This window comes from Cellulomonas sp. P4_D11 (genome assembly GCF_056401915.1).
In genome coordinates this window covers 181,816-208,111 of the sequence record NZ_JBFUIK010000003.1, presented here as the reverse complement: position 1 = coordinate 208,111, position 26,296 = coordinate 181,816, and the positions used below count along the sequence as shown (strand labels likewise).

24 protein-coding genes and 1 pseudogene are annotated in these 26,296 nt (G+C 73.4%); 8 read left to right on the top strand and 17 right to left on the bottom strand.

Features of this window, described 5'->3' with window-relative positions:
- The 3 genes and pseudogenes from AC1DT4_RS03560 to AC1DT4_RS03550 form a co-directional block, all read right to left on the bottom strand.
- Positions 1–397 (bottom strand): annotated as a pseudogene (locus tag AC1DT4_RS03560) (glycoside hydrolase family 26 protein); the annotation flags it as partial.
- A complete protein-coding gene (locus AC1DT4_RS03555; protein ID WP_477088386.1) occupies positions 390–1,871 on the bottom strand; it encodes a glycosyltransferase family 2 protein in 1,482 nt (493 codons plus the stop codon). The gene AC1DT4_RS03555 and the pseudogene AC1DT4_RS03560, both read right to left, overlap by 8 nt.
- Positions 1,872–2,150: 279 nt before the next feature.
- On the bottom strand, positions 2,151–2,447 hold the full coding sequence (locus AC1DT4_RS03550) for a GNAT family N-acetyltransferase (protein WP_477088385.1): 297 nt from the start codon (positions 2,445–2,447) through the stop codon (positions 2,151–2,153).
- A gap of 57 nt (positions 2,448–2,504) precedes the next feature.
- Between AC1DT4_RS03550 and AC1DT4_RS03545 the strand changes: the two genes are divergently transcribed.
- The 3 genes from AC1DT4_RS03545 to AC1DT4_RS03535 all read left to right on the top strand — a co-directional run bounded on the left by AC1DT4_RS03545 (position 2,505) and on the right by AC1DT4_RS03535 (position 6,562).
- Positions 2,505–3,818, top strand: a complete 1,314-nt coding sequence (locus tag AC1DT4_RS03545) for an MFS transporter (RefSeq protein WP_477088384.1) — start codon at positions 2,505–2,507, stop codon at positions 3,816–3,818.
- On the top strand, positions 3,815–4,741 hold the full coding sequence (locus AC1DT4_RS03540; RefSeq protein ID WP_477088383.1) for a phosphotransferase family protein: 927 nt from the start codon (positions 3,815–3,817) through the stop codon (positions 4,739–4,741). The genes AC1DT4_RS03545 and AC1DT4_RS03540 overlap by 4 nt, the downstream gene beginning before the upstream one ends.
- Positions 4,742–4,804: 63 nt before the next feature.
- Positions 4,805–6,562, top strand: a complete 1,758-nt coding sequence (locus AC1DT4_RS03535; protein WP_477088382.1) for a pyruvate dehydrogenase — start codon at positions 4,805–4,807, stop codon at positions 6,560–6,562.
- On the opposite strand, the gene AC1DT4_RS03530 is transcribed toward AC1DT4_RS03535, so the two are convergent.
- On the bottom strand, positions 6,559–7,842 hold the full coding sequence (locus AC1DT4_RS03530) for an MFS transporter (protein ID WP_477088381.1): 1,284 nt from the start codon (positions 7,840–7,842) through the stop codon (positions 6,559–6,561). The genes AC1DT4_RS03535 and AC1DT4_RS03530 overlap by 4 nt on opposite strands.
- Before the next feature lie 177 nt (positions 7,843–8,019).
- Between AC1DT4_RS03530 and AC1DT4_RS03525 the strand changes: the two genes are divergently transcribed.
- Positions 8,020–8,520 (top strand): gluconokinase, encoded by a 501-nt coding sequence (locus tag AC1DT4_RS03525; protein WP_477088380.1) that lies wholly within the window; start codon positions 8,020–8,022, stop codon positions 8,518–8,520.
- Positions 8,521–8,595: 75 nt separating this feature from the next.
- Here AC1DT4_RS03525 and AC1DT4_RS03520 read toward each other — a convergent pair whose 3' ends face one another.
- The 5 genes from AC1DT4_RS03520 to AC1DT4_RS03500 all read right to left on the bottom strand — a co-directional run bounded on the left by AC1DT4_RS03520 (position 8,596) and on the right by AC1DT4_RS03500 (position 11,856).
- Positions 8,596–9,423 (bottom strand): ArsR/SmtB family transcription factor, encoded by an 828-nt coding sequence (locus AC1DT4_RS03520; protein WP_477088379.1) that lies wholly within the window; start codon positions 9,421–9,423, stop codon positions 8,596–8,598.
- A 40-nt stretch (positions 9,424–9,463) separates the two neighbouring features.
- Positions 9,464–9,955: a DUF427 domain-containing protein gene (locus tag AC1DT4_RS03515; protein ID WP_477088378.1), complete on the bottom strand. Its 492-nt coding sequence runs from the start codon at positions 9,953–9,955 to the stop codon at positions 9,464–9,466.
- Positions 9,952–10,263, bottom strand: a complete 312-nt coding sequence (locus tag AC1DT4_RS03510) for a YtxH domain-containing protein (protein ID WP_477088377.1) — start codon at positions 10,261–10,263, stop codon at positions 9,952–9,954. Before AC1DT4_RS03510 ends, AC1DT4_RS03515 begins: the two co-directional genes overlap by 4 nt.
- Before the next feature lie 95 nt (positions 10,264–10,358).
- The gene (locus AC1DT4_RS03505) at positions 10,359–11,282 is read right to left on the bottom strand and encodes a pseudouridine synthase (protein WP_477088376.1); all 924 of its coding nucleotides are present in this window, start codon (positions 11,280–11,282) and stop codon (positions 10,359–10,361) included.
- Between the two features lies 1 nt (position 11,283).
- On the bottom strand, positions 11,284–11,856 hold the full coding sequence (locus AC1DT4_RS03500) for a TetR/AcrR family transcriptional regulator (RefSeq protein ID WP_477088375.1): 573 nt from the start codon (positions 11,854–11,856) through the stop codon (positions 11,284–11,286).
- Between the two features lie 112 nt (positions 11,857–11,968).
- Between AC1DT4_RS03500 and AC1DT4_RS03495 the strand changes: the two genes are divergently transcribed.
- Positions 11,969–13,465, top strand: a complete 1,497-nt coding sequence (locus tag AC1DT4_RS03495) for an MFS transporter (protein ID WP_477088374.1) — start codon at positions 11,969–11,971, stop codon at positions 13,463–13,465.
- Here AC1DT4_RS03495 and AC1DT4_RS03490 read toward each other — a convergent pair whose 3' ends face one another.
- The gene (locus AC1DT4_RS03490) at positions 13,466–14,722 is read right to left on the bottom strand and encodes an MFS transporter (RefSeq protein WP_477088373.1); all 1,257 of its coding nucleotides are present in this window, start codon (positions 14,720–14,722) and stop codon (positions 13,466–13,468) included.
- Entirely contained in the window at positions 14,719–16,059 is a 1,341-nt protein-coding gene (locus tag AC1DT4_RS03485) for a GH1 family beta-glucosidase (RefSeq protein ID WP_477088372.1), read from the bottom strand. The genes AC1DT4_RS03490 and AC1DT4_RS03485 overlap by 4 nt, the downstream gene beginning before the upstream one ends.
- A gap of 129 nt (positions 16,060–16,188) precedes the next feature.
- On the opposite strand from AC1DT4_RS03485, the gene AC1DT4_RS03480 reads away from it, so the two are divergent.
- Complete coding sequence (locus tag AC1DT4_RS03480) at positions 16,189–17,511, top strand: FAD-binding oxidoreductase (RefSeq protein WP_477088371.1); 1,323 nt, start codon at positions 16,189–16,191, stop codon at positions 17,509–17,511.
- Between the two features lie 40 nt (positions 17,512–17,551).
- Positions 17,552–18,727: a VOC family protein gene (locus AC1DT4_RS03475; protein ID WP_477088370.1), complete on the top strand. Its 1,176-nt coding sequence runs from the start codon at positions 17,552–17,554 to the stop codon at positions 18,725–18,727.
- Here the strand turns inward: AC1DT4_RS03475 and AC1DT4_RS03470 are convergent.
- The 6 genes from AC1DT4_RS03470 to AC1DT4_RS03445 all read right to left on the bottom strand — a co-directional run bounded on the left by AC1DT4_RS03470 (position 18,714) and on the right by AC1DT4_RS03445 (position 25,732).
- On the bottom strand, positions 18,714–19,325 hold the full coding sequence (locus tag AC1DT4_RS03470; RefSeq protein WP_477088369.1) for a hypothetical protein: 612 nt from the start codon (positions 19,323–19,325) through the stop codon (positions 18,714–18,716). The two genes, AC1DT4_RS03475 and AC1DT4_RS03470, sit on opposite strands and share 14 nt — an antisense overlap.
- Positions 19,326–19,495: 170 nt before the next feature.
- A complete protein-coding gene (locus tag AC1DT4_RS03465) occupies positions 19,496–20,398 on the bottom strand; it encodes a siderophore-interacting protein (RefSeq protein WP_477088391.1) in 903 nt (300 codons plus the stop codon).
- 86 nt (positions 20,399–20,484) lie between these two features.
- Positions 20,485–22,608: an iron ABC transporter permease gene (locus AC1DT4_RS03460; protein ID WP_477088368.1), complete on the bottom strand. Its 2,124-nt coding sequence runs from the start codon at positions 22,606–22,608 to the stop codon at positions 20,485–20,487.
- Positions 22,609–22,687: 79 nt separating this feature from the next.
- On the bottom strand, positions 22,688–23,671 hold the full coding sequence (locus tag AC1DT4_RS03455; RefSeq protein WP_477088367.1) for an ABC transporter substrate-binding protein: 984 nt from the start codon (positions 23,669–23,671) through the stop codon (positions 22,688–22,690).
- A gap of 34 nt (positions 23,672–23,705) precedes the next feature.
- Positions 23,706–24,527 (bottom strand): ABC transporter ATP-binding protein, encoded by an 822-nt coding sequence (locus AC1DT4_RS03450; RefSeq protein WP_477088366.1) that lies wholly within the window; start codon positions 24,525–24,527, stop codon positions 23,706–23,708.
- Between the two features lie 89 nt (positions 24,528–24,616).
- Positions 24,617–25,732 (bottom strand): VIT1/CCC1 transporter family protein, encoded by a 1,116-nt coding sequence (locus AC1DT4_RS03445; protein WP_477088365.1) that lies wholly within the window; start codon positions 25,730–25,732, stop codon positions 24,617–24,619.
- Positions 25,733–25,879: 147 nt separating this feature from the next.
- Here AC1DT4_RS03445 and AC1DT4_RS03440 point away from each other — a divergent pair, with 147 nt between their 5' ends.
- Positions 25,880–26,287, top strand: coding sequence for an ATP-binding protein (locus tag AC1DT4_RS03440; protein WP_477088364.1), 408 nt, complete (start codon positions 25,880–25,882; stop codon positions 26,285–26,287).
- Positions 26,288–26,296: the final 9 nt, after the last annotated feature.

Here is a 26,296-nt window from a genome sequence, read left to right as displayed (position 1 = left end):
ACCGCGCGGCGGCGGCGTTCAGCCGGCCGGACTCCGCGGCGGCGGCGCGCTCGGCGGCCGCCTTCTGCTGCCCGCTCGCGGCGGCGGCCTGCTTCTCGGCGGCGGCCTTGGCCTCCCCGCTGGCGGCTCCGGCGGCGCGCTCGGCGGCCGCCTTCTGCTGCGAGCTGGTCAGGTCGTCGACCTCGTCCGTGCGGGCGGCCAGGGCGGACTTGAGCTCGGCGTTCTCCTTCTCGAGCGCGATCTGCTCCGCGCTCTTGGGTTCGGCGGTCGGTTGCGCGGTGGACGGTGACAGCCAGACCACGGCCGACACCAGCAGCAGCGCCAGGGCCACGGCGAAGGCGGCCAGGCGGGCGCGGGGCGAGGCGTGCAGGATGCGGTTCTTGGTGTGCTCAGACATAGGCGAGCGCCTCCAGAGCCAGTAGGGCGAGCGCGATGCCGTACGGCACCGCGGCGAGCGGGTTCAGTCGTCGGCGGGCGGGGGTCGGGGTGGTGGTGGCCTCGGCCGTGCGGCGTCGGCGGACCTCGGTCTGGAGGGCGTGGCCGCCGTCGACCCGGTCCACGAGGTCGACGGGCGCGCCGTCGCCGGCGGACTCGAGCTCGGCCATGAGGTCCTCGTTCTCCGGGCCTCCGCCGTACGCGCCGGCGCGGGTGCCCCAGCCGCTGGCGTGCGCCATGCGCACGAAGCCGAGGATCCGGATCGGCATGAGGAAGAACGTCGAGACGATGATGAAGATCGGCAGCCGGAAGAAGTCGGACGGCTTCTCGTGCAGGTGCCGGATCTGCCGGATGGACATCGACAGCACGGAGGACACGATCATCAGCGCGACCACCCAGACCCAGCCGTTCAGGCCCGTGTAGGTCTCGAGGATCGCCTCGTACAGGTTGGTGCCCGTGTGGGAGACCGACCGGTAGACCCAGCCGAGGATGGTCCCGAGCAGCAGGAACGGCAGCAGGATGTCGGCGAGGAAGAAGACCGCCAGCACGGGGGCGTGGCCGAGCATCCAGGGCAGCATCCGCAGGGTGTTGTACTGGCTGCCCCGCGCCCAGCGCAGCTGCTGCTTGAACAGCTTCTTCACCTGCAGCGGGGCGTCCGTGTAGCAGAGGCTCGAGTACTGGTAGACGGTCCGGTAGCCCGCCTTGAGCGTGAGGTTGGTGAGCGTCCGGTCGTCGGAGACCTCGAGGAACACGCCCAGGAACTTCTCGTTCATGAACTTGTCCATGACCTGCATGAGGATCCGGCGTCGGAACGCGATGGTGCGGCCCGGCAGGCAGCCGACCTGGCCCAGCGCGGACTGCGCAGGCATCGAGTAGAGCGCGCGGGTGTTCTCCAGCCAGTCGGCCCACCGCGTGATCCACGACCGCTCGGGTTCGAGGATCCGTTGGCGCGTGGTCACTCCCCCGACGGACGCGTCGGCGAACGGCTTGACCAGCTCCGGCAGGGTGCCGTCGGTCCAGACCGTGTCCGAGTCGACCAGCACGGTGATCTCGCCCGTCGACATCTGGGTGCCGATCATCACCGCGTTCCGCTTCCCCGGGATGGGCGTGTGCACCCACCGGACCAGGGGCGCGAACTCGTCGCTGACCTCCTCGAGCGCGGTGTTCACGGCGCCGTTGATGACGACGATGACCTCGTCGGGGCGCTGCGCGACGATCCGCGCGAGCACCGAGCGGAACAGGTCCAGCGGTTCGTCGACGACGGGGATGACGACGCTCGTCGTGACCTCGTAGGGGGCCGTGACGGGCCGGTAGCGGCGGGACAGCACGACCTTGACGATCCATAGGGCCCAGACGAGCGTCGAGAAGAAGGCGAAGAGGTAGATCTCGGACTGTCCGGCGAACATCTCCCGGAGCTGTAGGACGAAGACGAACATGTCGGTACCCCAAAGTGGCCGTGTGCGGGCACGGGACAGCTGACCGACGCCGTTGACGATGCAGCGAGGACGGCAGGGGCGTCGGTCGCGGTGGACCGGGTCTACCTGCTCGTCGGAAGGTCGCGGGGTCAGGTTCGACCCGGCGCGACGGCTGCGAGTTCCGCCCTCTTCTGGAGCGGTACGGCCACTGTGCACGCCGGGGGCGACATCACCTAGGGGCTCAGGAAAACTCTGTGTAAACGGATGTAACGGATGTAACGGCTTCCTGAACAGGCTGCGTCAGCGCTGGACGGGCCGCACCAGATCTTGATAATCGGGGTGCCGGGCGATCCACGCCTTGACGTACGGGCAGAACGCGACGACGTCCCGGCCGCTCGCCCGGACGGCGTCCAGCGCACCCTGGACCAGCGTCGACGCGATCCCCTGGCCCTCGAACTTCGGGTCCACCTCGGTGTGCGTGAAGACCACTGTCGGGCCGATCGTGTCGTAGACCGAGAACCCCAGCAGCTCGCCGTCGGGGCTGCGCGCCTCGAAGCGGTGCTTGTCGGGTGCGTCGCTGACCTGCACGTCCGTCATGCCTCGATGGTGGGGCACGCCGGGCCGCGGCGGTAGACCTGATGACACACTGGCCACATGCTCCAGCCCTACCGCGACGTGCTGACGCGTCCCGGGGCCCTCGCCTTCTCCGGCGCCGGCGTGCTCGCGCGGCTGCCCATGTCGATGGTCGGCATCGGCATCGTGCTCATGGTCTCCTCGCTCTACGGCTCCTACGGGCTGGCCGGCCGGGTGTCCGCGGTCTACGTCGTCGCGCAGGCGCTGTGCTCCCCGCAGCTGGCCCGCCTCGTCGACCGCCACGGGCAGTCGCGGATCATGCAGCCCGCGGTCGCGATCGCCGCCGTGGGCCTGGTCGGACTGATCGTCGCCGCGTCGACGCGGGCCCACGAGGCGTGGCTCTACCTCGCGGCGGTCGTCACGGGCGCCGCCATCGGCTCGTTCGGGTCGCTGGTCCGGGCGCGGTGGGCCCGCGTGCTGGGTGACGACCCGCACCGCATGCACACGGCCTACTCGCTGGAGTCGGCGCTGGACGAGCTGGTGTTCATCGTCGGGCCCGTGCTCGCGACGCTGCTGGCCACCGGGGTCGCGCCGACCGCCGGGCTCGTCGTCCCGCTCGTCGCCATGATCGTCGGCGGCTACTGGTTCCTCTCCTTGCGCCGTACCGAGCCCCCGCCCGCCCCGGCCGGCAGCCCCCGCCCGCGCGGCTCGGTGCTCGCGCGGCCCGGGATGATCGTGCTGGCGATCGTGTTCGTGGCGATGGGCTCGATCTTCGGCGCCACCGACGTGTCCACCGTCGCGTTCGCCGACGAGTCGGGGTCGAAGGGCTCCGCCGGGATCATCCTGGCGATCTTCGCGCTCGGGTCGCTCATCTCCGGGCTGCTCTACGGGACCAGGCAGTGGAAGCGGCCACTGCACCTGCGGTTCGCCACCGGCGTCGTCGCTCTGGCGATCGGCGTGTGCTTCTTCTTCCTCGTCCACTCGCTCGTCGCGCTCGCCGCGGTGATGTTCGTCGCCGGGTTCGCCATCGCGCCCACGCTCATCAACGGCAACGGCCTGGTGCAGGACCTCGTCCCGCGCGAGCGGCTGACCGAGGGGCTCACCTGGGTGGGCACGTCCCTGGGCGTCGGGGTGTCGGTCGGGTCCTCGATCGCGGGTGCGCAGATCGACGCGAACGGATCCCACGCCGGGTTCCTCGTCGTCGTGATCGCCGCCGGGTTCGCGGTGGTGGCGACGCTCGCGGCGTTCCGCACGCTGCGGGGGGACGCCGGCGAGCACGTCCACGACTCCGTCGAGGCCGGCTCGCCGTCGGCGACCGGCGGTGCGGCCGTCGCGGCGTGCGAGGTCGCGGAAGCCGTCGAACCGGCTCGCTCCGTCGGAAAACTCGAGCCGTGATCGACACCCTCCGCCGGCTGGTCCGTCCGCTCGGTTCCCTCGCCTCCGCCGACCTGCTGACGGGCGGCCAGTTCGCGACGACCTACCGCGTGACGATGACCGACGGCTCGCGGGTCGTCGTGAAGACCGCGCCGGTGGGCACCGACCAGCTGCTGACCTACGAGCGCGACCTGCTGCGCGCGGAGGCGATGGTCTACGGCCTCGCGTCGGCGGTCCCGGAGCTGCTGATGCCGCGGGTGCTGCTCACCGACTTCTCGCGCACCCTGCTGCCCAGCGACGTGCTGGTGGTCAGCCACCTCCCGGGCGTGCCGATGGTCGACTCGGGCCTGGCCGACGACGACCCGCGGACCATGCGTGACCTGGGCGCCGTCATGGCGACGCTGCACGGGCTGACCGGCGAGGCCTTCGGCTACCCGTCGGCGCCGGCACCCAGCTGGCGGGGCGCGTTCGAGCGGATAGTCGAGGACCTGCTCGCCGACGCCGCGCGGTGGTCGGTCGACCTGCCCGCGGAAGCGGTCCGCGCGGCCGTGGCCCGGCACGCCGACCTGCTGGACGCCGTCGACCGACCCGCGCTCGTGCACACGGACCTCTGGGCGGGGAACCTGTTCGTCGTGCCCGAGACCGGGGAGCTGGTCGGGGTCATCGACCCGGAGCGCGCGCTCTGGGGCGATCCCCTGCTCGAGCTGGTCGGCCTGCACCAGATGCGCCGCGACCCCCCGCCGCCCGCGCTCCTCGAGGGGTACGGCGCCGGGCTGGACGTCACCAGCCCGTCCGCTCGCACGCGCCTCGAGCTGTACCGCATGCGGCACTGCCTCGTGATGGCGATCGAGATCACGCCGCGCAGGTTCGAGGGCGACTGGGTGGACGGTCACCGCGCGACGGTCACGGCGAACCTGCACGCGGCGCTGGCTGCGCTGGCCTGAGGTGCGACCCGGGCGGCCGGGGTCGACGATGGGCGGACCGCCCAGCACACCCGGAGGTCCCCCGTGGCACGACGCCGTTCGATCGCCGACCTGCTCGTCGCCCAGCTGGTCTCCGCCGGCGCCCGGCACATCTACGGGATCGTGGGCGACAGCCTCAACCCCGTCGTGGACGCCGTGCGCCGGGCGCGCGAGGACGGCGTCGACATCGCGTGGGTGCACGTCCGGCACGAGGAGGCCGGGGCCTTCGCGGCGGCGGCCGAGGCCGAGCTGACCGGTCGGCTTGCGGTCTGCGCCGGGTCCTGCGGACCGGGCAACCTCCACCTCATCAACGGGCTCTACGACGCCAACCGCTCGCGCGTCCCGGTCCTCGCGATCGCCTCGCACATCCCGAGCGCCCAGATCGAGACGCAGTACTTCCAGGAGACGCACCCCGACCGGCTGTTCCTCGAGTGCTCGGTGTTCTCCGAGATGATCTCGACGGCCGCGCAGGCGCCCCGCGTCATCCGGTCGGCCATCCACCACGCCTACGGGGGGCCGGGCGTCGCGGTGCTCACGCTGCCGGGCGACGTCGCGGACCTCGAGGCCCCCGACGCCGGCGTCGACGTGCTCACTCCCCCGCCGGCACCCCGGGTGGTTCCCGACGAGGGCGCGGTGCGGGCGCTCGCCGAGGCGATCGACGCCGCGGGGAAGGTGACGATCTTCGCCGGGGCCGGGGTCCGGCACGCCCGGGCCGAGGTCCTGGCGCTCGCCCGGGTGCTGAACGCGCCGGTCGGGCACAGCCTGCGCGGCAAGGAGCACATCCAGGTCGACAACCCGTTCGACGTCGGCATGTCCGGGCTGCTCGGGTACGGCGCGTGCCAGTCCGCGATGGAGGGTGCCGACCTGCTGCTCCTGCTCGGCACGGACTTCCCGTACGACCAGTTCCTGCCGTCCGGCGTCCGCACCGCGCAGGTCGACATCGAGCCCACCCGGCTCGGGCGGCGGACCCGCAACGACCTCGTGGTGCTCGGGGACGTCGGCGAGACCGCGAAGGCGCTCCTCGCGCTGGTGACGCCCAAGAAGAGCCACCGGTTCCTCGACCAGATGCGCAAGAAGCACGAGCGCGCGATGAGCGGCGTGGTCGGCGCGTACACCAAGGACGTCGAGCACACCGAGCCGATCCACCCCGAGTACGCGGCCGTGCTGCTCGACGAGGAGGCGCCCGACGACGCCGTGTTCACCGTCGACACCGGCATGTGCAACGTCTGGGCGGCCCGCTACATCACGCCCAACGGCCGGCGTCGGGTCATCGGCTCGTTCCTCCACGGGTCCATGGCCAACGCGGTGCCGCACGCGATCGGCGCGGCCCTCTCCGGCGGCGGGCGGCACGTCGTCGCGATGGCCGGCGACGGCGGGCTGTCGATGCTCCTGGGCGAGCTCATCACGGTGAAGGTGCTGGACCTGCCGGTCAAGATCGTCGTCTTCGACAACGCGACGCTCGGCATGGTCCGGCTCGAGATGCTCGTCGACGGCCTACCCTCGTACGCCACCGACACCCCGCCGGTCGACTACGCCGCGATCGCGTCGGCGGTCGGCATCCCGTCGGTGCGGGTCGAGAAGCCCACGGCGATCCGCGCCGCCCTGCGCGAGGCCTTCTCGCACGACGGTCCCGCGCTGGTGGACCTGGTCACCGACCCTCGCGCGCTGTCGCTGCCGCCGAAGATCACGCGCGCGCAGGTCTCGGGGTTCACCGCCGCGATGAGCAAGGAGGTGCTCGGCGGCGGGCTGGGCGAGGTCATGGCGATGGCGCGCTCGAACCTGCGGAACGTGCCCCGCCCCTAGGGGACGGGGTGCCGCGCGTCGTAGTCCCAGAACGAGCGCTGCGTGCGGACCAGGACCCACAGCAGCACCACGCAGAGGCAGCCGCCGATGACCGCGGCCCAGCCCTCACCGATCTTCGCCGCCGCCCCGCCCAGCAGCGCCTCACCCAGCCGCGGGCCGCCCGCGACGACGACGATGAACACGCCCTGCAGGCGGCCGCGCATGTCGTCCGGCGTGGCGGTCTGCAGGATCGTCTGGCGGAACACCGAGCTGATCGCGTCACTGGCCCCGGCGACCACGAGCATGAGGACGGCGATCGCGAGCGCCAGCCAGAGGACCTGGTCGGGGTGGGACTGCCCGGCGAGGACGAGGACCAGGCCGAACCCGGCGATGGCCAGGCCCCAGATCGTGATGGCCACGGCGATGATCCGGCCCTGCCAGCGGATCCGGGTCAGGCCGCCCGAGAACAGTCCGGCCAGGCCCACGCCGACCGCGGCCGACGCAGCCATCACCCCGGTCGTCGTCGCGCCCCCGCCCAGGTAGACCAGCCCGACCGCCGGGAACAGCACGCGCGGCGAGGACGTGATCATGGCGACCAGGTCCACCGCGAACGTCATCCGCACGTTCCGCTGCGTGCCCAGGTACCGGAAGCCGTCGACCACCGACGCGAGCCCGGCGCGCTCGCGGCGCGTCTCGGAGTGCTCGGGCGGCTGGGCCGGCAGGCGGAACACCGCGGCGAGGGCGGCGGTGAACAGCAGCGCGTCGAGCGTGTACGCGACGCCGTAGTCGAACGCGGCCACCAGCGCGGCGCCCAGCAGCGGCCCGACCGTGAACGCGACGCTGAACCCGAGCGTCTGCAGGGCGTTCGCCGCGGGCAGCAGCGTGGGGTCGAGCAACCGCGGGATGATCGCCGACCGCGCGGGCGCGTTGACCGCGAACGCGCCTGACTGCACGGCGACCAGCGCGAACAGGACCCAGACCTGCGTGTTCCCCGACCACGCCTGGACGGCCAGCCCGATCGTTGCGCCCCAGGCCACGAACGAGGCGATGAGCGCGACCATCCGACGGTCGTAGTGGTCGGAGATGGCGCCGCCGTACAGGCCGAAGAACACGAGCGGCACGAGCGCGCAGAGCCCGAGGATGCCGACGGAGGCCGTCGACTGCGTGAGGGCGTAGACCTGCAGCCCCACCGCGACCACGGTCAGCTGCGCCCCGAGGTTCGAGATCGACAGCCCCCACCACAGCCGCCGGAACGCCGGGCTGGCGCGCAGGGGTGTCGTGTCGACGACGAACGAGGGCATCGGGCGAGTTTAGTTGCCCGAGCGACGCACCCCGCAGCCCCGTTCACCGTCCGCCGCCCGCGAGAACGTCACCTCGCCGCGAGAACGTCACCGTGAGCTGCCGTTCTCGCGGCGACGTGACGTTCTCGGGCTGGGCGGCGTCGTCGGCGGGGTCGGTCGCCGTGCCACGCTGGGGCCGTGAGCAGCGCGATCGAGCACCTCGTCGTCATGGGCGTCTCCGGGACCGGGAAGTCGACCACGGCGGCGATCCTCGCGCAGCGGCTCGGCCGGCCGATGATCGAGGGGGACGACCTCCACCCGGCGGCCAACGTGGCGGCCATGCACGCGGGCCGGGCGCTGACCGACGCGGACCGCGCCCCGTGGCTGCTCGCGATCCGTGACGCGATGACGGCCGCGGGCGGCTCCACGGTGGTCACGTGCTCCGCGCTGCGCCGCTCCTATCGCGACGTCCTGCGCACCGCCGAGGGGCGCGTCCGCTTCGTGCACCTGGTCGTCCCCGCCGACGAGCTGGCCAGGCGGCTCGCGGTCCGCCAGGGCCACTTCATGCCGGCCACGCTCCTCGCGAGCCAGCTGGCCACCCTCGAGCCCCTGGGTCCCGACGAGGACGGCGTGAACGTGCCGGTCCACGGGACTCCGGACCAGGTCGCCGACGAGGCACTCCGCCTGCTGGACGCCTGACGCGCCCGGCGGAGCGGGCGTGGCTGGCGCGGCGGCGGGCCGGTCGCGTGGGCGACCGGCCCGGCGCCGTCGTCGTCAGGCCTCGAGCGACGCGCCCGTCTCGAGGACCGTCTTGAGGTCGGACAGGATCTGCGGCCAGCCGCCGCCGAACTGCGGCAGGTCGCCGGCGACCAGCGACGCGGTCCGCGGGGCACCGGTGACGTCGTGGACCACGGTCAGCTGCGTGATGCCCTCGCCGCGCTCCTCCAGCTCGTAGGTGAGCCGCGTGAAGCCCTCGGTGCTCGCCTCGGCGTCCCAGAGGGTGCGCCACGTCTGGACGAGCTTGCTGCCGGGCACCACCTCGACGACCTCCCCGTCGACGATCGGCTGCCCGGCGGACGCGCCGCCGAACTCGATCATCGCCGCGGACGGCTCGGTGCTGAACGCGCCGCCGGGGGTCAGGTCGTAGGTGCTGGCGCACTTGTACCCGTAGCGGTCGTTCCACTCGGGCGAGGTGATCGCGCGCCACACCGTCGCGGTGTCGGCCTTGATCCAGATGCGGTTGACGAGGACGGTCGTGGTGGCCGTGTCGGTGGTGCTCATGGTGGACTCCAGGGCTGATTTGAGGTCGGTCAACGCGTGCAGGCGCTCGGCGCCGCGCACGTCGTACTTGTCGATCCACCGCTCGTGGATCTGCTGGATCGGGACGGCGTTGAGGAAGTGGAGCTTCTCCCGGCCCGATCGTCGGGTGAGGACGAGGCCCGCCTCCTCGAGCACCTTGAGGTGCTTCATGACCCCGAACCGGGTCATGTCGAGGCCCTCCTCGAGCTCCGTGAGCGTGCGGCCGTCACGCGCGTAGAGCTGGTCGAGCAGGTGCCGACGGGTGGTGTCCGCAAGTGCCTTGAACACCAGGTCCTCGTCCATACCGAAAACGATAGGTGACTATTTAGTCACATGTCAACGGTCACCAGCCGCGGGAGCCCGGGGATCCCTTGAAGGGGCCGACGACGCGCGACGTGATCCAGCCGCCGTAGAACCCGCCGGCCTGCGGCTGGACGCGCTCGCCGTCGACGGTGCAGTCGAGGTCGTCGGCGTAGAGCGCGACGCGGTCGGCGAGGACCTCGTAGCCCGGCAGCGGAGCCGGGTAGGTCCAGCCGACGCGGGACAGCAGGCGGCCGTCGACCCGCACCGACACGTAGCCGGCGACGCCCTTGTACTCGCAGACCGACGACCCGACCGCGGCCTCGAGCACGCCGGGCTCGAACGCGTCGAACGGCAGGTAGTAGACCGGCGGGTGGCTGGTCTCCAGCACGCGGACGGCGTCGGTGGTCGAGGCGACGGGCCGCCCGTCGAGGGTCACCACGACCAGCTCGGCGGTGGGCTCGACGCGCGGCGGCCGGGGGTAGTCCCAGACCGACTCCTGACCCGGCGCCGCCGGCAGCGGCGTCGGGATCACGGCCGCCCGGGGTTGGCGTCGTCCGCGTCCATGAGGGGCTCGACGACGACCTCGTCCTTGTCGTACTTCGTCGTGGACCCGGACATGGCACCCGTCGCGGTGTCGACGGCCTTCTCCCACAGCGCGGCGCCCTGCTGCTTGGCGAACTCGGTCGCCTTGCCCTCGTACTCCTGGACGTACTCCTGCACGCGGGGGTCCTGCCACACGTCGGTGGCCCACCCCTTGAACTTCGCCAGCTGCCGGCGGCCGGACTGCGTCCCGAACAGATACGCGGTGCCGACGCCGGCGAGAAACACGACCCTCTTCATGCGTAGTCCTCCGTCGCTCGTCCGAAAGTCCGAGCGTAGGCAGGGATCCGCGTCACCGCGCGGCAGACGGCCGATCTGAGGGGCGGCGGCGTTCCTCAGTCCCCGGCGGTCAGCGGGAGGCGCCGGACGCTGCGGAACCGACGCGGGGTGCCGTCGACGGGGTCGGTGAACGCGAGCTCCCCGGCGAGCAGCTGCAGCGGGCGGCTGAAGTCGTCGACCTCGACGTCCAGCACCTCGGGGTAGAGCGGGTCGTCGACGATCGGGATGCCCAGCCCGTCGAGGTGGACGCGGAGCTGGTGGGTGCGGCCGGTGCGGGGTGTCAGCCGGTACACCCCGCGACCGTCCGCCGCCGACTCGAGCTCGATGCGCGTCTCTGCGTTGACCGGGGCTCCCGGGACCACCTCGGCCTGCCACGACCCGCGCTCCTTGTGGAGGTGGTTGCGGACGGTCAGCGGGAACGTCAGGTCGTCGCGCAGCGGCGCGAGCGCCCAGTACGTCTTGTCCACCGCCCGGTGCTCGAACAGCGACTGGTAGGCGCCGCGCCACCTGGGCTCCGTCGCGAGCATCAGCAGGCCCGACGTGACCCGGTCGAGCCGGTGCAGCGGGGACAGGTCCGGGAGACCGAGCTCGGCGCGCAGCCGCACGACGACGCTCTGGCGCACGTGCCGCCCGCGCGGGATCGAGGAGAGGAACGCGGGCTTGTCGACGACGACGAGGCGCTCGTCGCGGTGCACCACGTGGATCGGCGCCGTGACCTCGGGCTCCTCCCGCAGGTCGCGGTGGAACCACACGAACCGGTGCGGGCCGTAGGGGTCGTCGGCGCGCACGGCCCGGCCGTCCTCGCCGACGAACCGCCCCTCCTCCAGCATGCCCCCGACGTCGACGTGCGACGGCAGCCGGTCCCGCAGCCAGTCGCCCATCGTCGACCACTCGTCGGCGCGGGCGCGGTCGCGGTCCGGGGTGCGCAGCCACGCGGCGCTCAGACCGTGCCGCGCCGGCAGGGGCGATCGGGGGGGCACGCTACGCGGCCGTGATCGGAGCCAGGAGGTCGAGGGCGACCGCGCGCGCGGCGGCGGTCCGGGCGGCCTGGTCACCGCCGATCGGCAGCGGCGACTCCCCTCCGACGGCGCCGAGCATCAGCGCCGCGAACAGCAGCGTGGCGCGCAGCGACGCCTCGGGCGTGGGGTCGTCGCCCGCGATGGCCGACACGAGGGTGCGCAGCACGCCGAGCTGCATCCCGCCGAACTCGCTGCGCTCGACGACCGCGGGGTTGGTCTGCCCGAACCGCAGGATGATCCCGCCGTCGGACTGCACGAGGGTGAGCAGCCGGTCGACCAGCTGCTCGTCGCGCGGGCGGCCGGGCGGCTCCGTCCGGGCCCACGACGCCAGCTCCTCGAAGCGCTCGGAGTACCCGGACATCGCACTGCCGACGATGTCCTCCTTGGTGCGGAAGTGGTAGTACAGCGCCGCCTTGGTGACGCCGACCTCGTCGGCGATCTCGCGCAGCGACGTCTTGTCGTAGCCGTGCTCGACGAACCGGCGCATGGCCACCGCCACGATCTGCTCCCGGGTCGCGCTCCCGTCGCGGGGCATCGGCACCGCTCCTTTCTGTGACAGCTCTCAGCAAGCCTACTTGACGACCGGCAAGCAACCAGGACTACTCTCGACCTCGTTCCTAGCCGGTCGACAAGTAAGTGAGCGAACGATGACCACCGACACGATGCCACGGCCCCCGGACAGCGGTCCGAGCCCCCTGAGCCCCCGCCGGCTCGCCCTCATCATGGTCAGCCTGGTGCTGGCGCTCGTCCCCCTCCAGCTCGACGCCCTGGTCGCCGCGACCGCGCTGCCGACGATCGCGGGTGACCTCGGCGGCTTCGACAGCCTGGCCTGGATCACCACGTCGTACCTGCTCGCCATGGCGATCGGCACGGTCGTCGCCGGCCGGCTGGGCGACATGTTCGGCCGGCGCCCGCTCCTCCTCGTGGCGCTCGTCGCGTTCGGCGTCGGTTCGGTCCTCACGGGCCTGGCGCCGAGCATGGGAGTCCTCATCGGCGCGCGGACACTCCAGGGCCTCGGGGCAGGCATGACGTTCACCAGCCTGCTCGCGGTCGTCGCGGACGTCGCGCCGCCCGACCGCCGCGCCCGCTACCAAGGCATCCTCGGCGCGATCGCGCCCGTGTCGATGATCGTCGGGCCGTGGGTCGGCGGCGTCATCACGGAGCACCTCGGCTGGCGCTGGATCTTCCTGCTGAACGTGCCGCTCGTGCTGGCCTCGATCGCGGGCGTCCTGGCCTTCGTCCGGCTTCCCGCCCGCCCCCGCGGCGGCCGGGTCGACGTCGCCGGTCCGGTCGCCGTGGCGTTCGCGAGCTCCGGGCTGGTCCTCGCGGCGACCTGGGGCGGCCACCGGTACGGCTGGGGGTCGTGGCAGGTGCTCGGCGTCCTCCTCGTCGCCGCCGTGGCCGTCGGCGCGCTGGTCGTGATCGAGAGCCGGGCGGCCCTCCCGGTCCTCCCGCTCGACCTGTTCCGCGCCCGCCCGGTCGTGCTCTCGTTCGTCGTGCTGGCCCTGGGCATGGGCGCCGTCATGACGAGCGCCATGAACTACCTGCCCGTGTTCCTGCAGCTGGTGCAGGGCCACTCGGCGAGCAACAGCGGACTGCTGCTCCTCCCGCTGCTGCTGCCCGCGATCGTGGTCGGGGTGCTGACGGGCCGCTTCACGACGAGTCCCGCGCGGTTCCGCCCGACGATGGTGCTGGGCACGTCGCTGCTGGTGGTCGCCACCGCCCTGCTGGCGACCATGACCGTGGACACGTCCGGCCCGCTCACGGCGGCCTACATGGTGCTGGCCGGGTTCGGCATCGGCCTGCTGTTCCAGACGCCCATGGTGCTGGTGCAGAACTCCGTGCCGCGCGGCGAGGTCGGGGCGGCCACGGGTGCGGCGGGCTTCATGCGGATGATCGGTGCCGCCGTCGGCGCGGGCGCGCTGGGCGCGCTGTTCTCCGGCACGGTGGCCGACGCGATGCCCAGCAGCGTCGACGCCGCGTCGCTCACGCCCGAGTCCCTCGCGGCGCTGCCGGCCACCGTGGGGGCGGCCGCCCGGGCGGCGGTGGCGGCCGGGTCGTCGGCCCTGTTCTGGGCCGCCACCGCGCTCGCCGCGATCGCGCTCGTGGCGGCGCTCGCCCTGCCGAGGCGCACACGCTCCTGATCAGGCGACGCCGCGGATCCGCACCACGAGGATCGAGCCGAGCACGCTCACGACGGCCGCCAGCGTGTAGAGCCCCCGGTAGCCGAGGCCGACGCCGATGACCCCGGCCGCGATGGCCGGGGCCAGCACCTGCGGCAGCGTGTTCGCGATGTTGATGACGCCGAGGTCCTTGGCGCGCGCGCTCGCCTCGGGCAGCACCTGGGTGATCAGGGCGAAGTCGACGGCCGTGTAGGCGCCGAACCCGATGCCCAGCACGACCGCGGCGACATAGGCCGCCGGCATCGTCGGGACCAGCGCGAACAGCTGCAGCGCGGCGGCCGTGATCAGGCCCGACCAGATGACGAACACCTTGCGCCGGCCGAGGCGGTCCGACCAGAGGCCGCCGAGGTACGCGGTGACCACCGTGCAGACCCCGTACACGGCGGTGAGCGTGAAGACGGCGTTCTCGGCCTCGCGGTCGGGCAGGCCGACGGCGTCGGTGAGGTAGTACAGCAGGTACAGCACCAGGAGGGCGTTGCCGAGGTTCATGAGGAACCGCGTGATCCAGGCCCAGCCGTAGTCGGGGTGCCGGCGCGGCGAGACCCAGAAGCCGCGCAGGAACGCGCGCCAGTCCAGGGGCGGCCGAAGCTCGCGGGGCAGGGGGATGTCGCGCGAGTCGAGGGCGTACGGCAACGTCGTCACGACGAGCACGGCGGCCAGCGTGAGGTACCCCGCGGCGATGCTGCCCGTCGCCGCGGCGACGCCCGACCCCGCGATCACGCCCACCGTCTGGGCGATCGCGAGGACACCGCCGACGACGCCGCGCTCACGCTCGGGCACCTGGTCCGGGACGACGGCCGTGATCGCGGCGAGCATCGCGTTGAGCCCGGCCTGGGCCAGCGCCCAGGCGAGCACCATCGTCGCCACGCTGTCGGCGCGGGCGAGCAGCAGCATCGCGATCGTGCCGACACCGGCGCCGCCGACGATCCACGGGAGGCGCCTGCCCAGCCGGAACACCGTGCGGTCGGAGAACGCGCCCCACACCGGGTTCAGCACCATCGACACCGCCGCGCCGACGCCGGTGACGAGGGCGAGGACCGCCTCCTTGCTGTCGGGCGAGACGGCCTCGGCCTGCTGCGCGAGCAGCACCTGGATGGGCCCGAAGAAGCCGGACCACAGGCCGATGCTGGCCAGGACCAGCCAGGTGACCCACAGCCGGGACGTGCGCGCGGTCGGCTCCGCGAGCGCGCGGTCCACCGGCTGGGTCGGGACGCTCACGACGCCGCCCCGTGGTGGGCGCGGATCACGTCGGCGAACCAGTCGAAGGAGCGCTTCGGCGTCCGGACCAGGGTGTCGTAGTCGACGTGGACCAGCCCGAACCGCTGCGTGAAGCCGTCGGCCCACTCGAAGTTGTCCAGCAGCGACCAGCAGTAGTAGCCGCGGACGTCGACGCCGCGCGCGACCGCGTCGGCGACGGCCGTCAGGTGCGAGTCGAGGTAGTCGATCCGCGGCTGGTCGTCGACGACCCCGTGCTCGTCCGGCCCCGTCCCGGAGGAGCAGCCGTTCTCGGTGATGATGATCGGCGGGATCGCCGGGTACCGCTGCGTCATCTCCACCAGCAGGTCGGTGAAGGCCGCCGGCACCACCGGCCAGCCGAAGTCCGTCGTCGGGTAGCCCGGCACGGTGTCCACCTCGAACGGGAGCGGTGCGCCCTCCGCGGCCGCCCGGACCCCCTGCGGGTTGTAGTAGTTCAGCCCGTAGAAGTCGAGCGGCTGGGAGATGGTCGCCAGGTCCTCGGCGACCGGGCCGGGCATGAGCTCCCCGAGGCCCTCCGGGTACCGGCCGAGCAGCACCGGGTCGGCGAACAGCCTGTTCCAGAGCACGTCGAGCTGGGCGGCCGCGGCGAGGTCGGCCTCGCTCTGCGAGAGCGGCCACGCCGGGAGGTGGTTGGTCGCGGTCCCGATCTGGCCCGCGCCGGACGCGCGCAGTGCCCGGACGGCCAGCCCGTGCCCCAGCAGGAGGTGGTGGGCCACGGGGAGCGCGCCGTACACGAGCGCCTTCCCCGGAGCGAGGGACCCGTCGCCGTAGCCGTTGAGGGTGACCACGTTCGGCTCGTTGACCGGGCACCAGTGGGTCACGCGGTCCGCCAGGAGGTCGCCCACGATCGCGGCGTACTCGCCGAACCGGAGCGCGGTGTCGCGGTTCAGCCAGCCGCCGTCGTCCTCCAGCGCCTGCGGCAGGTCCCAGTGGTACAGCGTGGCCATGGGGCTGATCCCGGCGTCGAGCAGGCCGTCGACGAGCCGGTCGTAGAAGTCCAGGCCGGCCCGGTTCACCGGACCGCTGCCGGTCGGCTGGATGCGCGGCCACGCGATCGAGAACCGGTACCCGTCGAGGCCCAGCCGCCGCATCAGCGCCACGTCCTCCTGCCACCGGTGGTAGTGGTCGCACGTCACGGCCCCGCTGGAGCCGTCGACGACCCGGCCCGGCTCGGCGGTGAAGGTGTCCCAGATGCTGGGGCCCTTGCCGTCCTCGGTCGCGGCCCCCTCGATCTGGTACGACGCGGTGCTGGCACCGAAGAGGAAGCCCGCGGGAAGGCTCGGGCTGCTGGTCGTCATGCCGGTGACTCCTCGACGCAATCGGCGCTGATCGTGTGCGTGCACCCAACCACGGGCGGTGCCTCCGCGTGCGACTTTCGGGCCGGTTTCCCCTTGGCAGACCAGCCCGGGAGCCGCCAGAGTCGTGACATGCCCGCGGCCGGAGCACTGCCCGCCACGTTCGAGGGCGAGGTCCTCGTCCCTGGTTCGTCCGACTACGACGTCGCGCGCGCCGTCTGGAACGGCGCCGTCGACCGTCGGCCCGCGTACGTCGTCCGGTGCGCGGGTACCGACGACGTGCGCGCTGCGGTCCGCGTGGCGCGCGAGCTCGGTCTGCCGCTCGGCGTGCGGGGCGGCGGGCACAGCGCGGCGGGGTGGGCGGTACCCGACGGCGGCCTCATGATCGACCTCTCGCGGATGCGGGGCGTCCTCGTCGACCCGGAGTCCCGCACGACGCAGGTGCAGGGCGGGGCGCTGCTGGGGGCGCTCGACGCCGCCACGCAGCCGTTCGGGCTGGCGACGACGGCGGGGATCGTGTCGCACACCGGCATCGGCGGGCTGGCGCTCGGTGGGGGTGTCGGCTGGCTCGGCCGACAGGTGGGCCTGACCTGCGACAACGCGCTCGGGTACGAGGTGGTCACCGCGGACGGCGAGCTGGTCCGCGCGACGGCCGACGAGCACCCCGACCTTTTCTGGGCCCTGCGCGGCGGGGGCGGCAACTTCGGCGTCGTCACGCGGTTCGACCTCACGCTGCACGACGTCGGCACCCAGGCCCTCGTCGCCGAGGTGGACCTCGACCCGGCGGTCGGCCTCGACGCGCTCCGGGCGTGGCTGGCGTGGTCCGACGACGCGCCGAGGCGCGCGACGCTCTTCGCGGAGGTGCGCGCCGGGAGCCCGCTCACGCTCGGGTTCGTCTGGGTCGGCCCGCCCGATGACGCAGCCTCGACGGTCGCCCGGCTCGACGGCCTCGGCGATGCCCTCGCCCGGCGCGTCGCGCCGATCAGCTACCTCGACCTGCAGCGGCAGTCCGACGTCGGCTCGTCGTACGGCTTCCGGCGCTACGCGAAGAGCCACTACGTCCGGGACCTGCCCGACGCGGCGCTCGAGGCGTTCCTGGCCCACGCCGAGGCGGACGTGGGCGCGGCGAGCCTCGTCGCCTACGGCGGCGCCATCGCCGACGTCGACCCGGGGGCGACGGCCTTCGCGCACCGCGACACGCGGTTCGAGTACGACGTCGGCGCCAAGTGGGAGGACCCCGCCGACGACGAGCGACACGCCGCGACCTGCCGGCGCCTCGCCGCGACGATCGAGCCGTGGAGCGTCGGCGTGTACGTCAACGCGCTCGGGGTCGAGGGCGCCGCGGGCGTGCACCGGGCCTACGGCGCCGCCACCTTCGCGCGCCTCCAGCAGGTCAAGTCGGCCTGGGATCCCGACAACGTCTTCCGGCTCAACCAGAACATCCCGCCGGCCTGAGCCGGGACCTGACCGCTATCCGACAGAGGGGGACTCGACCGTGCCGAACACGACGGACTGGCGAGTGATCGACGGCGTGACGACAGCCTGGTTCGACGCGCCGTCGCTGACCGCGGGAGCCGCGCTGGCCGGTCGCGTCGTGGAGCTGTCGGCCGAGATCGTGGTCGACCTGCGCGCGGCGGGCGTGCGGGTGCGCGTCGACTCGGACGAGCACGCCGAGGGTGTGTCGGCGGCCGCCCGGGATCTCGGGCTCGCCGCGGATCCCGCGGCGCTGCAGCACCTCAGCATCGTGCTCGAGTCCCCCGACCCGTCCGAGGTCATCCCGTTCTGGCAGCGCGCGCTGGACTACCCGCCGCCTGGGGCGGACGGAGGTCTGGAAGATCCGTTGCGGCGCGACCCCGCGCTGCGGATCCGGCCGTCGACCGAGTCACGGCCGCTACGCAACCGCTTTCACGTCGACGTGGTGCGGCCCGCCGCGGAGGTCGAGCAGGCGGGCCTCGGTGAGGCGTCGGGACCGTTCGGGGTCCGTCACGTCGATCCCGACGGCAACGAGGTCGACCTGGTGCCGGGCGACGCGCTCAGCGAGAGGGCGGGGACGGCCGACTGGCAGGCCGTGTTCAGCGCGATCGCGTGCTACCGCACCACCTCGCCGACGCAGCAGCGCGACCTGGCCGCCGCAGCCGCGGCGCTGGCCGACCACGCGGGCTTCCCCCTGCTGGTCGACCTGCGTCCCGGCCTCGTGATCCTCGACACCGGCAAGGACCTGTGGGAGGAGGACGCCCACGGCCTCGAGCTCGACTTCGCCGACCTCGCCGAGGAGCTCCAGACCGCTGCCCGCGAGCTCGGGGCGACGGCGGACCCCGGGCTGCCGCGCTGCGCACAGCTCGTCCTCGACGCCGCCGACATCGACGCGGTCCGCGCGTTCTGGGTGGCCGCGCTCGGGTACACCCTCGACCGGCGCGCCTGGGTCATCGACATCGACGATCCGCGGCGCCTGAACCCGGTGCTCATGCTCCAGGAGATCGACACGTCGGAGACGGAGCGTCTCCGGCAGCGCAACCGCACCCACGTCGAGCTCGCCGTCCCGTCGGACCTCGCGCGGACGCGCCTCGCCGCGACCGTCGCAGCCGGTGGCCGGCTCCTCGACGAGTCCGACGGTCGCTGGCGGGTCGCCGACCCCGAGGGCAACGAGCTGGTGATCGTCAGCGGGGCGTGAGCTCCCGCTCGGCGGTGCGCGCGCTCGACCGGACCGTCTCCGGCGTCGCCCCGCGAGAATGATCGGCGTGCGCGAGGTCCCGGCACGTGAGGACGGCGTCGGTGAGCATCGCGACGAGGGCGTCGTCGGCGTCGGAGGCCGCGGAGACGGTCGCGATCGAGGCGTCGACGATCCCGCGCGTCAGGCCGCGGACGTGCCGCGGAGCGCCCATCGCGCTCGTGAACTCCCGGGCCCACGCGGCCGCCGCCGGGACGGTCGCGAGCGCGTCGGTGGTCGACGCTCGCATGTCGGCCGGTGCGCGCCCGTCCGTCGGCCCGAGCAGGCGGTCGAGCGTCAGCAGGGCGACGGCGAGCTCGCGCCCGTCCTGCGCGCCCGCCCGCCGGAGGGCGTGCCGCACGGTGACCGCGGCGATCTCCAGCGACCACGACGGGTCGTCGCTCCGGGCGCCGGTGAGCATCGGCAGCAGGTCCATGAGCGCGCCACGGGACGCGTCGCTCACGCGGTCGTTCACCGCCCGGGCGAGGTGGGCCAGCAGGGGGTGGGTGCACGCGGGGTGGTCGCTCCAGCGCTCTCCGGCGAGCAGGCTCACCCACTCCATGAGACAGCCCCCGTCGCGGGGGTCCCGATGGTGCCCTACGGCAAGCACCGGAAGAACGTCAGGGAACGTGGAGTCGTCGCGCACGTCGAGCACCTCCGACCAGAAGGGACCCGCTCAGTGTCCGTCGGTCGGGCGCCCGCGGCAAGAGAGGGGGCACCCGACCAGCACGGTCAGCTCGCCTCGGAGCGGCCCGCCCGCCAGTACCCCATGAACGCCACGGCCTTGCGGTCCACGCCGCACTCGGCCACCAGGTGGCGGCGCAGGGTCTTGATGACGGCCGCCTCGCCGGCGAGCCAGGCGTAGAGCGCGGCGTCGGCACGCAGGGGCGCCCCGGACTCGTCGACCGGCACCTCCCACAGCAGGCCCTCGTCGATGTCCACGTCCTCGAGCTCGACGTCCGGCGCGGGCGCCTGGCCGGGCAGCAGGCGGGCGCACGCGGCCTGGACGGCGGGGATCAGCAGCTCGCCGTGGGCGCGGCCGTCGCGGCCGTACCAGCGCACCGTCACGCCGGGCGGGGCCGTCAGCGGCAGCCGGTCGCCGGAGAGCGGCATCTCGATGAGGGCCTCGCCGCGCGCGTCCTCGGGCAGGCGCTCGAGGATCCCCGCGATGGCCGGCAGGGCGGTCTCGTCGCCGGCGATGAGGAGGCGGTCCGTGTGGGCCGGGGGCACGAAGTCGACGCCGCCGTGCGGGCCGGCGGCCTCGGCGTTGGGGCCGAGGATCACGAGGTCGTCGCCCGGGGCCGCGGACAGGGCCCAGCGGGACGCCGGCCCGAGGTCGCCGTGCAGGACGATGTCGACGTCGACCTCGCGAACCTCCTGGCGGACCCCTCGGGCCGTGTACGTGCGGATCGGGTGGCGGCGGTCGTCGGGCATCGCGCGCCAGCGGCCGTACCAGTCGTCGCTCTGCTTCAGGGAGAGGAGCTCGTCGTAGGACGCGTGCTCGAGCGGCAGGAAGAACTTGATGCGCTGGTCGAAGCCGTTGTCCGCGAAGCGGTCCAGGTCGTCGCCCGTGAACGTCACGCGCAGGACGCTGGGGCACATCGTCTGCACCGCGGCGACCTGCACCGCGAACATGCGGAAGGGCAGCGCGGGGGCTTCGACGGAGACGGGCACGGGGTCCAGGGTAGGGGAAGGTGAGGCTGTCCTCACCGGGGCGTTCGTCACACTGAGCTCCTTCGGGTCCGCCAGAGCAGGGAGATGAAGTACGGGGCGCCGATCATGGCCGTGAGCAGTCCCGCCGGGATCTGCGCGGGTGCGATGACCGTGCGGCCGAGCGTGTCCGCGACGCTGACCAGCAGCGCACCCAGCAGCGCGGCGACGGGGATCACGCGGGCGTGCGCCGAGCCGACCAGCGACCGGGCCAGGTGCGGCGCCATCAGCCCGACGAAGCCGACGACGCCGATCGCGGACACCGCCACGGCCGTGAGCAGCGCGGTCACCACGAGAACGCCCAGCCGGGTCCGCTCGAGCTGCACGCCGAGCACGCGCGCCACGTCGTCGTCGACCGCGAGCACGTCGAGGTCGCGGCGCCAGCGCAGCACCAGCGGCGTGAGGACCACCAGCGCGATCGCGACCGGCCACACCTGCGCGGCCGTCCGCCCGTAGGTCGAGCCCGAGAGCCAGGTGAGCGCCATGGTCGTGTTGTAGGGGCTGGTCAGCACGACGACGAGGGTGATCAGCGAGGTCGCGACGGCCGAGACGCCGATGCCGACCAGCACCAGCCGGTCCGAGCTGAGCCCCTTGCGGTTGGCCAGCCCGTAGACCAGTGCGAACGTCGCCAGCGCGCCCAGGCACGCGGCGGCGGAGACGACCCAGATGGTCGTGCCCGGGAAGAGAACGATCGCGAGCACCGCGCCGACGCCGGCGCCGCCCGTGATGCCAAGCAGGCCGGGATCCGCGAGCGGGTTGCGGGCGACGGCCTGGACGGTGGTTCCCGCGAGCCCGAGAGCCGCACCGGCCAGCAGCGCGGCCAGCACGCGCGGGGTGCGCTGGTCGAGCACGAAGCTCACCTGCCGCCCGCTGACCCCCGCGAACCAGTGGGCGACGTCGCCCAGGAGCAGCAGGCGGTCACCCAGGAGGAAGCCCGCGACGAGCGCGGCGACCACGGCGACGACGAGGGTGCCGACGACGAGCGCGGCGCGCCTACGGGACGCGGGGTGCGCGCCGACCGCCGCGGTGCTGCGCGCCGGGCCGGAGTCGCGCAGGCGGCGCGCGAGCCACACCATGATCGCCGCGCCGAACAGCGTGGTGACGACCCCGGTCGGGATGGCCACGCCGGCGACGCCCGGCACCGCGAGCCGCAGCAGCACGTCCGCGGCGAGCACCACGACGCAGCCGGTCAGCGCCGCGAACGGCAGCAGCAGCCGGTGGTGCGCCATGCCCGGCACGCGGCCGGCGACCAGCCTGGCGATCACCGGCGCGCTGAGCCCGACGAACCCGATGGGCCCGGCCACCGTCACCGCGAGCGCGGCGAGCAGCACGGCGAGCAGGACCGTGACCACGCGCGTGCGGCGCACGTCGAGGCCGAGCACGGACGCGGTGTCGTCGCCGAGCGCGAGCACGTCGAGCCGCCGCGCCCACACCACGAGCGCGATCCCGGCCAGCAGCACCACCGGCGTCGCCTGCACCACCTTCGCGGTGCCGGACTGGACGATCGAGCCCTCGCCCCACGCGAACATCCCCTGCGTCTCCTGCGCGAACAGGATCATCATCAGGATCGTCACCGACGAGAGCGCGAGCATGGTCGCGGACCCCGCGAGCACCAGCCGCGTCGGCCCCTCGGCGCCCCCGCGCGCGATGGCCAGCACCAGTGCCGCGGCCGCGAGCCCGCCCACGAACGCCAGGGCCCCGCTCGCGGCGAACGGCAGCGCGAACCCCGTGACGGCGGCGAGGACCACCGTGAAGTACGCCCCGGCATTGACCGCCAGGGTGTCGGGCGAGGCGAGCGGGTTGCGCGCCACCGACTGCAGGGCACTGCCGGACATGCCGAGCGCGACGCCGACCAGCAGCCCGGCGAGCACCCGCGGCGCGCGCGACGCGACCAGCACCGCGAGGGTCTCGTCGTCGCTCGCGCCCGTCAGGAGGCCCAGCAGGTCCGCGAGCCCGACGCGCGACGTGCCGAGCGTGAGGTCGACGGCCGCGAGGAGCACGACCACCACGATCGTGGCGACGAACACCGCGACGATCCACCCGGGCCGCGATCGCCGCGGGTCGGAGCGGTCCGTCGTGCGTGCAGGTACGAGTGCAGGATCCGTGGCCTCAGGGGCGACGGATCCGGCACTCATCGGTGCATCCACGCTCATGCGTGCGGGGCTCCCGGGGTTCGAGACGGGTTCGACGGGGTCGAGGCGGGACCGGCGGGTGTCAGGCCGTGATCGCGTCGACGGCGGCGTCGATGAACGCGGCTCCCGACTGCGGGCCGCCGAACATCCAGATCCCGTCGGGCAGGCGGGTCGTGCTGCCCGCGACGACGAACGGCAGCTGCTCCCAGATCGCGTTGCCGGTCAGCCCGTCCTTGAAGGCGTCGCCCCCGTCGGTGTCGTTGCCCACGTACAGGAAGTCGAGGTCGCCGAGGCTCGTCAGGCCCTCGACGTCCGTCTGCGCGAGGCCGTAGTCGGGGTCGCCCTCGCCCGTCCAGGCGTTGGTCAGGCCGATGAGCTCCGCGACGCCGCCGAGGTAGGAGCCGGGCGTGTACATCCGGATGGAGACGGCGCCGTCGGCCACCCAGCCGTCGGCGAACGTGAAGGCCGCACCGGCCTTGCCGGCGTCGTCGAGAGCGGCCTTCGCTTCGTCGACCTTGGCGTCGAAGTCGGCGAGCGCCGCCTCCGCCTTGTCGGACGTCCCCGTCGCCTCGCCCAGGATCTCCAGCGTGCTGCGCATCTTGCCGATCGGGTCGGACGCGTCCGAGCCCCGCAGCGCGATGACCGGGTACTCGGCCTCGATCTGCTCGATGACCTCGGCGGGCAGGTCCGTCGTGGTGACCACCAGGTCGGGGTCGAGCGCGGCGATCGCGTCCAGCGACGGCTCGCCGCGGAAGCCGACGTCGGGCGTCGAGGGGTCCAGCGGCACGACGGTGTCCCACGTGTTGTAGCCCTTCACGTCGGCCGCGCCCACCGGCGTGACGCCGAGCGTGAGCAGGTTCTCCGTGAGGCCCCACTCGAGCGAGACGACCGTGGTGGCGGGCGCGTCGATCTCGACGGTGCCGCGGTCGTCGGTGATCGAGATCGGGCCGCCGGCCGCGGAGGCCGACTCGGAGGGCGCGGCGCCCGCGGCCTCCTCGGTGGTGCCGCAGGCGGCGAGCAGCAGGGCTGCGCCCGCGAGCAGGGCGGGGAAGGTCAGCGTGCGCACAGGAGTGTCCTCAAGGGTCGGTGAACAGGGCGTGCTAGACGGTGGTCAGGTGCGAGCGGTGCGTGTGCTTGCCGACGGGCCGGGTGTGCACGCGGCCGGTGTGCTCGTCGCGTGCAACCTCGATGCGGATCCCGTACGTCGCGGTGAGGGCGTCGGCGGTGAGCACCTCGTGCGGCCGGCCGGAGCCGACGACCTCGCCGCGGCGCAGCAGCACCACGTGGTCCGCGACGGCGGCTGCCTGGTCGAGGTCGTGCAGGACGACGCCGACGGCGACGCCGTGGTCGTCGGCCAGGTCCCGGACCAGGTCGAGGATCTCGACCTGGTAGCGGAGGTCGAGGTACGTGGTCGGCTCGTCGAGCAGGAGCACGCGGGTGTCCTGCGCGAGGCACGTGGCCAGCCAGACCCGCTGGAGCTCGCCGCCGGACAGCTCGTCGACGCCCCGGTCGGCCATCGGCCCGACGCCCGTGACCTCCATGGCCCAGGCGACGGCACGCGGTCCGTCGGCGTCGTTCTGCCGCCAGCGACCGCGGTAGGGGTGCCGGCCGTAGCCGACGACGTCCCGGACGCTGACGCCCGACGGCGTCGGCCGCGACTGGGACAGCAGCGTCACGCGCCGCGCGAAGTCCTTGGCGGACAGCGCGTGCGCGTCGGGGACGTCCGGCAGGCTGACCGTCCCGCTCTGCGGGGCGTGCAGCCGCGCGAGGGCCCGCAGCAGCGTGGACTTGCCCGACCCGTTGGGGCCGATGAGCGCGGTGACCTGGCCGGGCTGCAGGCGCAGGCCGGCCGACGTCACGACGACGGTCCCGTGGTACGCCAGGGTCAGGTCGTCGCCGCGCAGGGCGTCGGGGTTGGTCACGTGTGCAGGTTAGCCTCAACTAAGTAAGGGTTGGCAAACCTTTGCTCACATGGTGAATCTCACATCTCCGGTCCTGCGTCGTCGGGTGGCTACACCACCCCGCCGAACGCGAGGCCGAGCAGGTACGTGGCGGCCGCGGCGCCGTAGCCGATGGCGAGCTGCCGCAGCGCGCGCTTGGCCGGCGACGCCCCCGAGAGCACGCCGACCGTCGCGCCGGTGGCCAGCAGCGCGAGCCCGACCAGCACCGACGCCCACACCACGGCCGTCAGCCCCTCGGCGCCGAGCAGGTACGGGAGCACCGGGATGGCCGCGCCGGACGCGAAGAAGCAGAAGCTCGCCGCCGAGGCGCCGACCGCGGAGCCGACCGCCTCGTGCTCGTCGACCACCTCGACCTCCGTCTGCTCCGCCAGCGCGTCGGCCTGGTCCAGTGACCCCAGCACCTCGTCCGCACGTGCCTGTGCCTCCTCCGGCTCCATGCCGCGGGCGCGATAGACCAGCGCGAGCTCGTTGGCGTCCACGTCGAGGTGCGGCAGCGCGGCGCGAGCGGCCTGACCGGGTCGCGACGCCTCCAGCAGCTCGCGCTGCGAGCGCACCGACACGTACTCGCCCGCGCCCATCGACAGGGCTCCGGCGAGCAGGCCGGCCAGGCCCGTGAGCAGCACGGCCGCCGTGGACGCCCCGCTCGCGCCGATGCCCAGGACGAGCGCGAGGTTGCTCACCAGTCCGTCGTTGGCGCCGAACACGGCGGCCCGGAACGTGCCCGAGATCCGGTTGCGGCCGCGGGTCGCCAGGCCGCGCACGACCTCCTCGTGGATGGTCTCGTCGGCCGCCATCGTCGGCGTGGCGTCCTCGTCGTCGTCGTACCCCGAGCGCGCCTCGGCCCGCTGCGCGAGCGCCAGGACGAAGACCGAGCCGAACCGTCGGGCCAGGAACCCCAGGGTCCGGGTGCGGAAGTCGCCACGCAGCGGCCTGCCGACGTCGTCGCCCAGCAGGTCGAGCCAGTGCTGCTCGTGGCGGCCCTCGGCGTCGGCCAGGGCGAGCAGGATCTCGCGCTCCTCGCCCGTGCGGCGCGACGCGATGTCGCGGTAGACGGCAGCCTCGGCGCGCTCGTCGGCCAGATACTTCCGCCAGCGGCGGACCTGGGACCGGGAAGCGCCCTGACGTGCAGGAACGCCCTCGCTGGGGGCGGTGGAAGTCGTCGGCACTGCTCCATGGTCGCAGCCGCGCCGGCGAGAACCGGCCTCGAGGGCGGTGTTCAGGTTGCCGAATCATCAGTTGTGCAGAACCGTGGCGGGAACCGACGGAAGCCCAGCGCGGCCTTCGTTCCCGTTCCACTCTCCGGGAGGCTCCCGATGTACGCCGAGACGGCCGTGGTGCCCGCGCTCTCCGCGATCGCGCCCGCCCGGCACTGGGCGCGGGAGCGGCTGACCGAGGCCGGCGTCGACGACGGACGTCTGGAGCTGCTGGTCCTGCTGGTCAGCGAGCTGGTCACCAACGCCGTCGCGCACGCCGATCCGCCCGTCACGCTGCGGGTCCACGTGGACGACGAGCGCACGCGGGTCGAGGTCACCGACGGCGTCCGCGAGGTGCCCGTGGTCCGCGACCCCCCGCCCACCGCGCCCGGCGGGCGGGGCGTCATGTTCGTCGACCGGCTGTCGTCGGCCTGGGGGACGTCCGAGGAGCAGGGCGAGGCCGCGAAGGCCGTCTGGTTCGAGCTCCGGCACGACGACGTCCGCGAGCTCGACCGCTTCCGCGACTAGTCCTCCCAC

Bases quoted from the DNA above. Each gene is read 5' to 3' on its own strand.
- AC1DT4_RS03545 (WP_477088384.1), top strand. From the start codon at position 2,505: ATGCTCCAGCCCTACCGCGACGTGCTGACGCGTCCCGGGGCCCTCGCC.
- AC1DT4_RS03470 (WP_477088369.1), bottom strand. From the start codon at position 19,325: ATGGAGTGGGTGAGCCTGCTCGCCGGAGAGCGCTGGAGCGACCACCCC.
- AC1DT4_RS03480 (WP_477088371.1), top strand. From the start codon at position 16,189: ATGCCCGCGGCCGGAGCACTGCCCGCCACGTTCGAGGGCGAGGTCCTC.
- AC1DT4_RS03520 (WP_477088379.1), bottom strand. From the start codon at position 9,423: ATGGACGAGGACCTGGTGTTCAAGGCACTTGCGGACACCACCCGTCGG.
- AC1DT4_RS03495 (WP_477088374.1), top strand. From the start codon at position 11,969: ATGACCACCGACACGATGCCACGGCCCCCGGACAGCGGTCCGAGCCCC.
- AC1DT4_RS03550 (WP_477088385.1), bottom strand. From the start codon at position 2,447: ATGACGGACGTGCAGGTCAGCGACGCACCCGACAAGCACCGCTTCGAG.
- AC1DT4_RS03460 (WP_477088368.1), bottom strand. From the start codon at position 22,608: ATGAGTGCCGGATCCGTCGCCCCTGAGGCCACGGATCCTGCACTCGTA.
- AC1DT4_RS03555 (WP_477088386.1), bottom strand. From the start codon at position 1,871: ATGTTCGTCTTCGTCCTACAGCTCCGGGAGATGTTCGCCGGACAGTCC.
- AC1DT4_RS03465 (WP_477088391.1), bottom strand. From the start codon at position 20,398: ATGTTCGCGGTGCAGGTCGCCGCGGTGCAGACGATGTGCCCCAGCGTC.
- AC1DT4_RS03500 (WP_477088375.1), bottom strand. From the start codon at position 11,856: ATGCCCCGCGACGGGAGCGCGACCCGGGAGCAGATCGTGGCGGTGGCC.
- AC1DT4_RS03485 (WP_477088372.1), bottom strand. From the start codon at position 16,059: ATGACGACCAGCAGCCCGAGCCTTCCCGCGGGCTTCCTCTTCGGTGCC.
- AC1DT4_RS03510 (WP_477088377.1), bottom strand. From the start codon at position 10,263: ATGAAGAGGGTCGTGTTTCTCGCCGGCGTCGGCACCGCGTATCTGTTC.
- AC1DT4_RS03440 (WP_477088364.1), top strand. From the start codon at position 25,880: ATGTACGCCGAGACGGCCGTGGTGCCCGCGCTCTCCGCGATCGCGCCC.
- AC1DT4_RS03530 (WP_477088381.1), bottom strand. From the start codon at position 7,842: ATGCCCTCGTTCGTCGTCGACACGACACCCCTGCGCGCCAGCCCGGCG.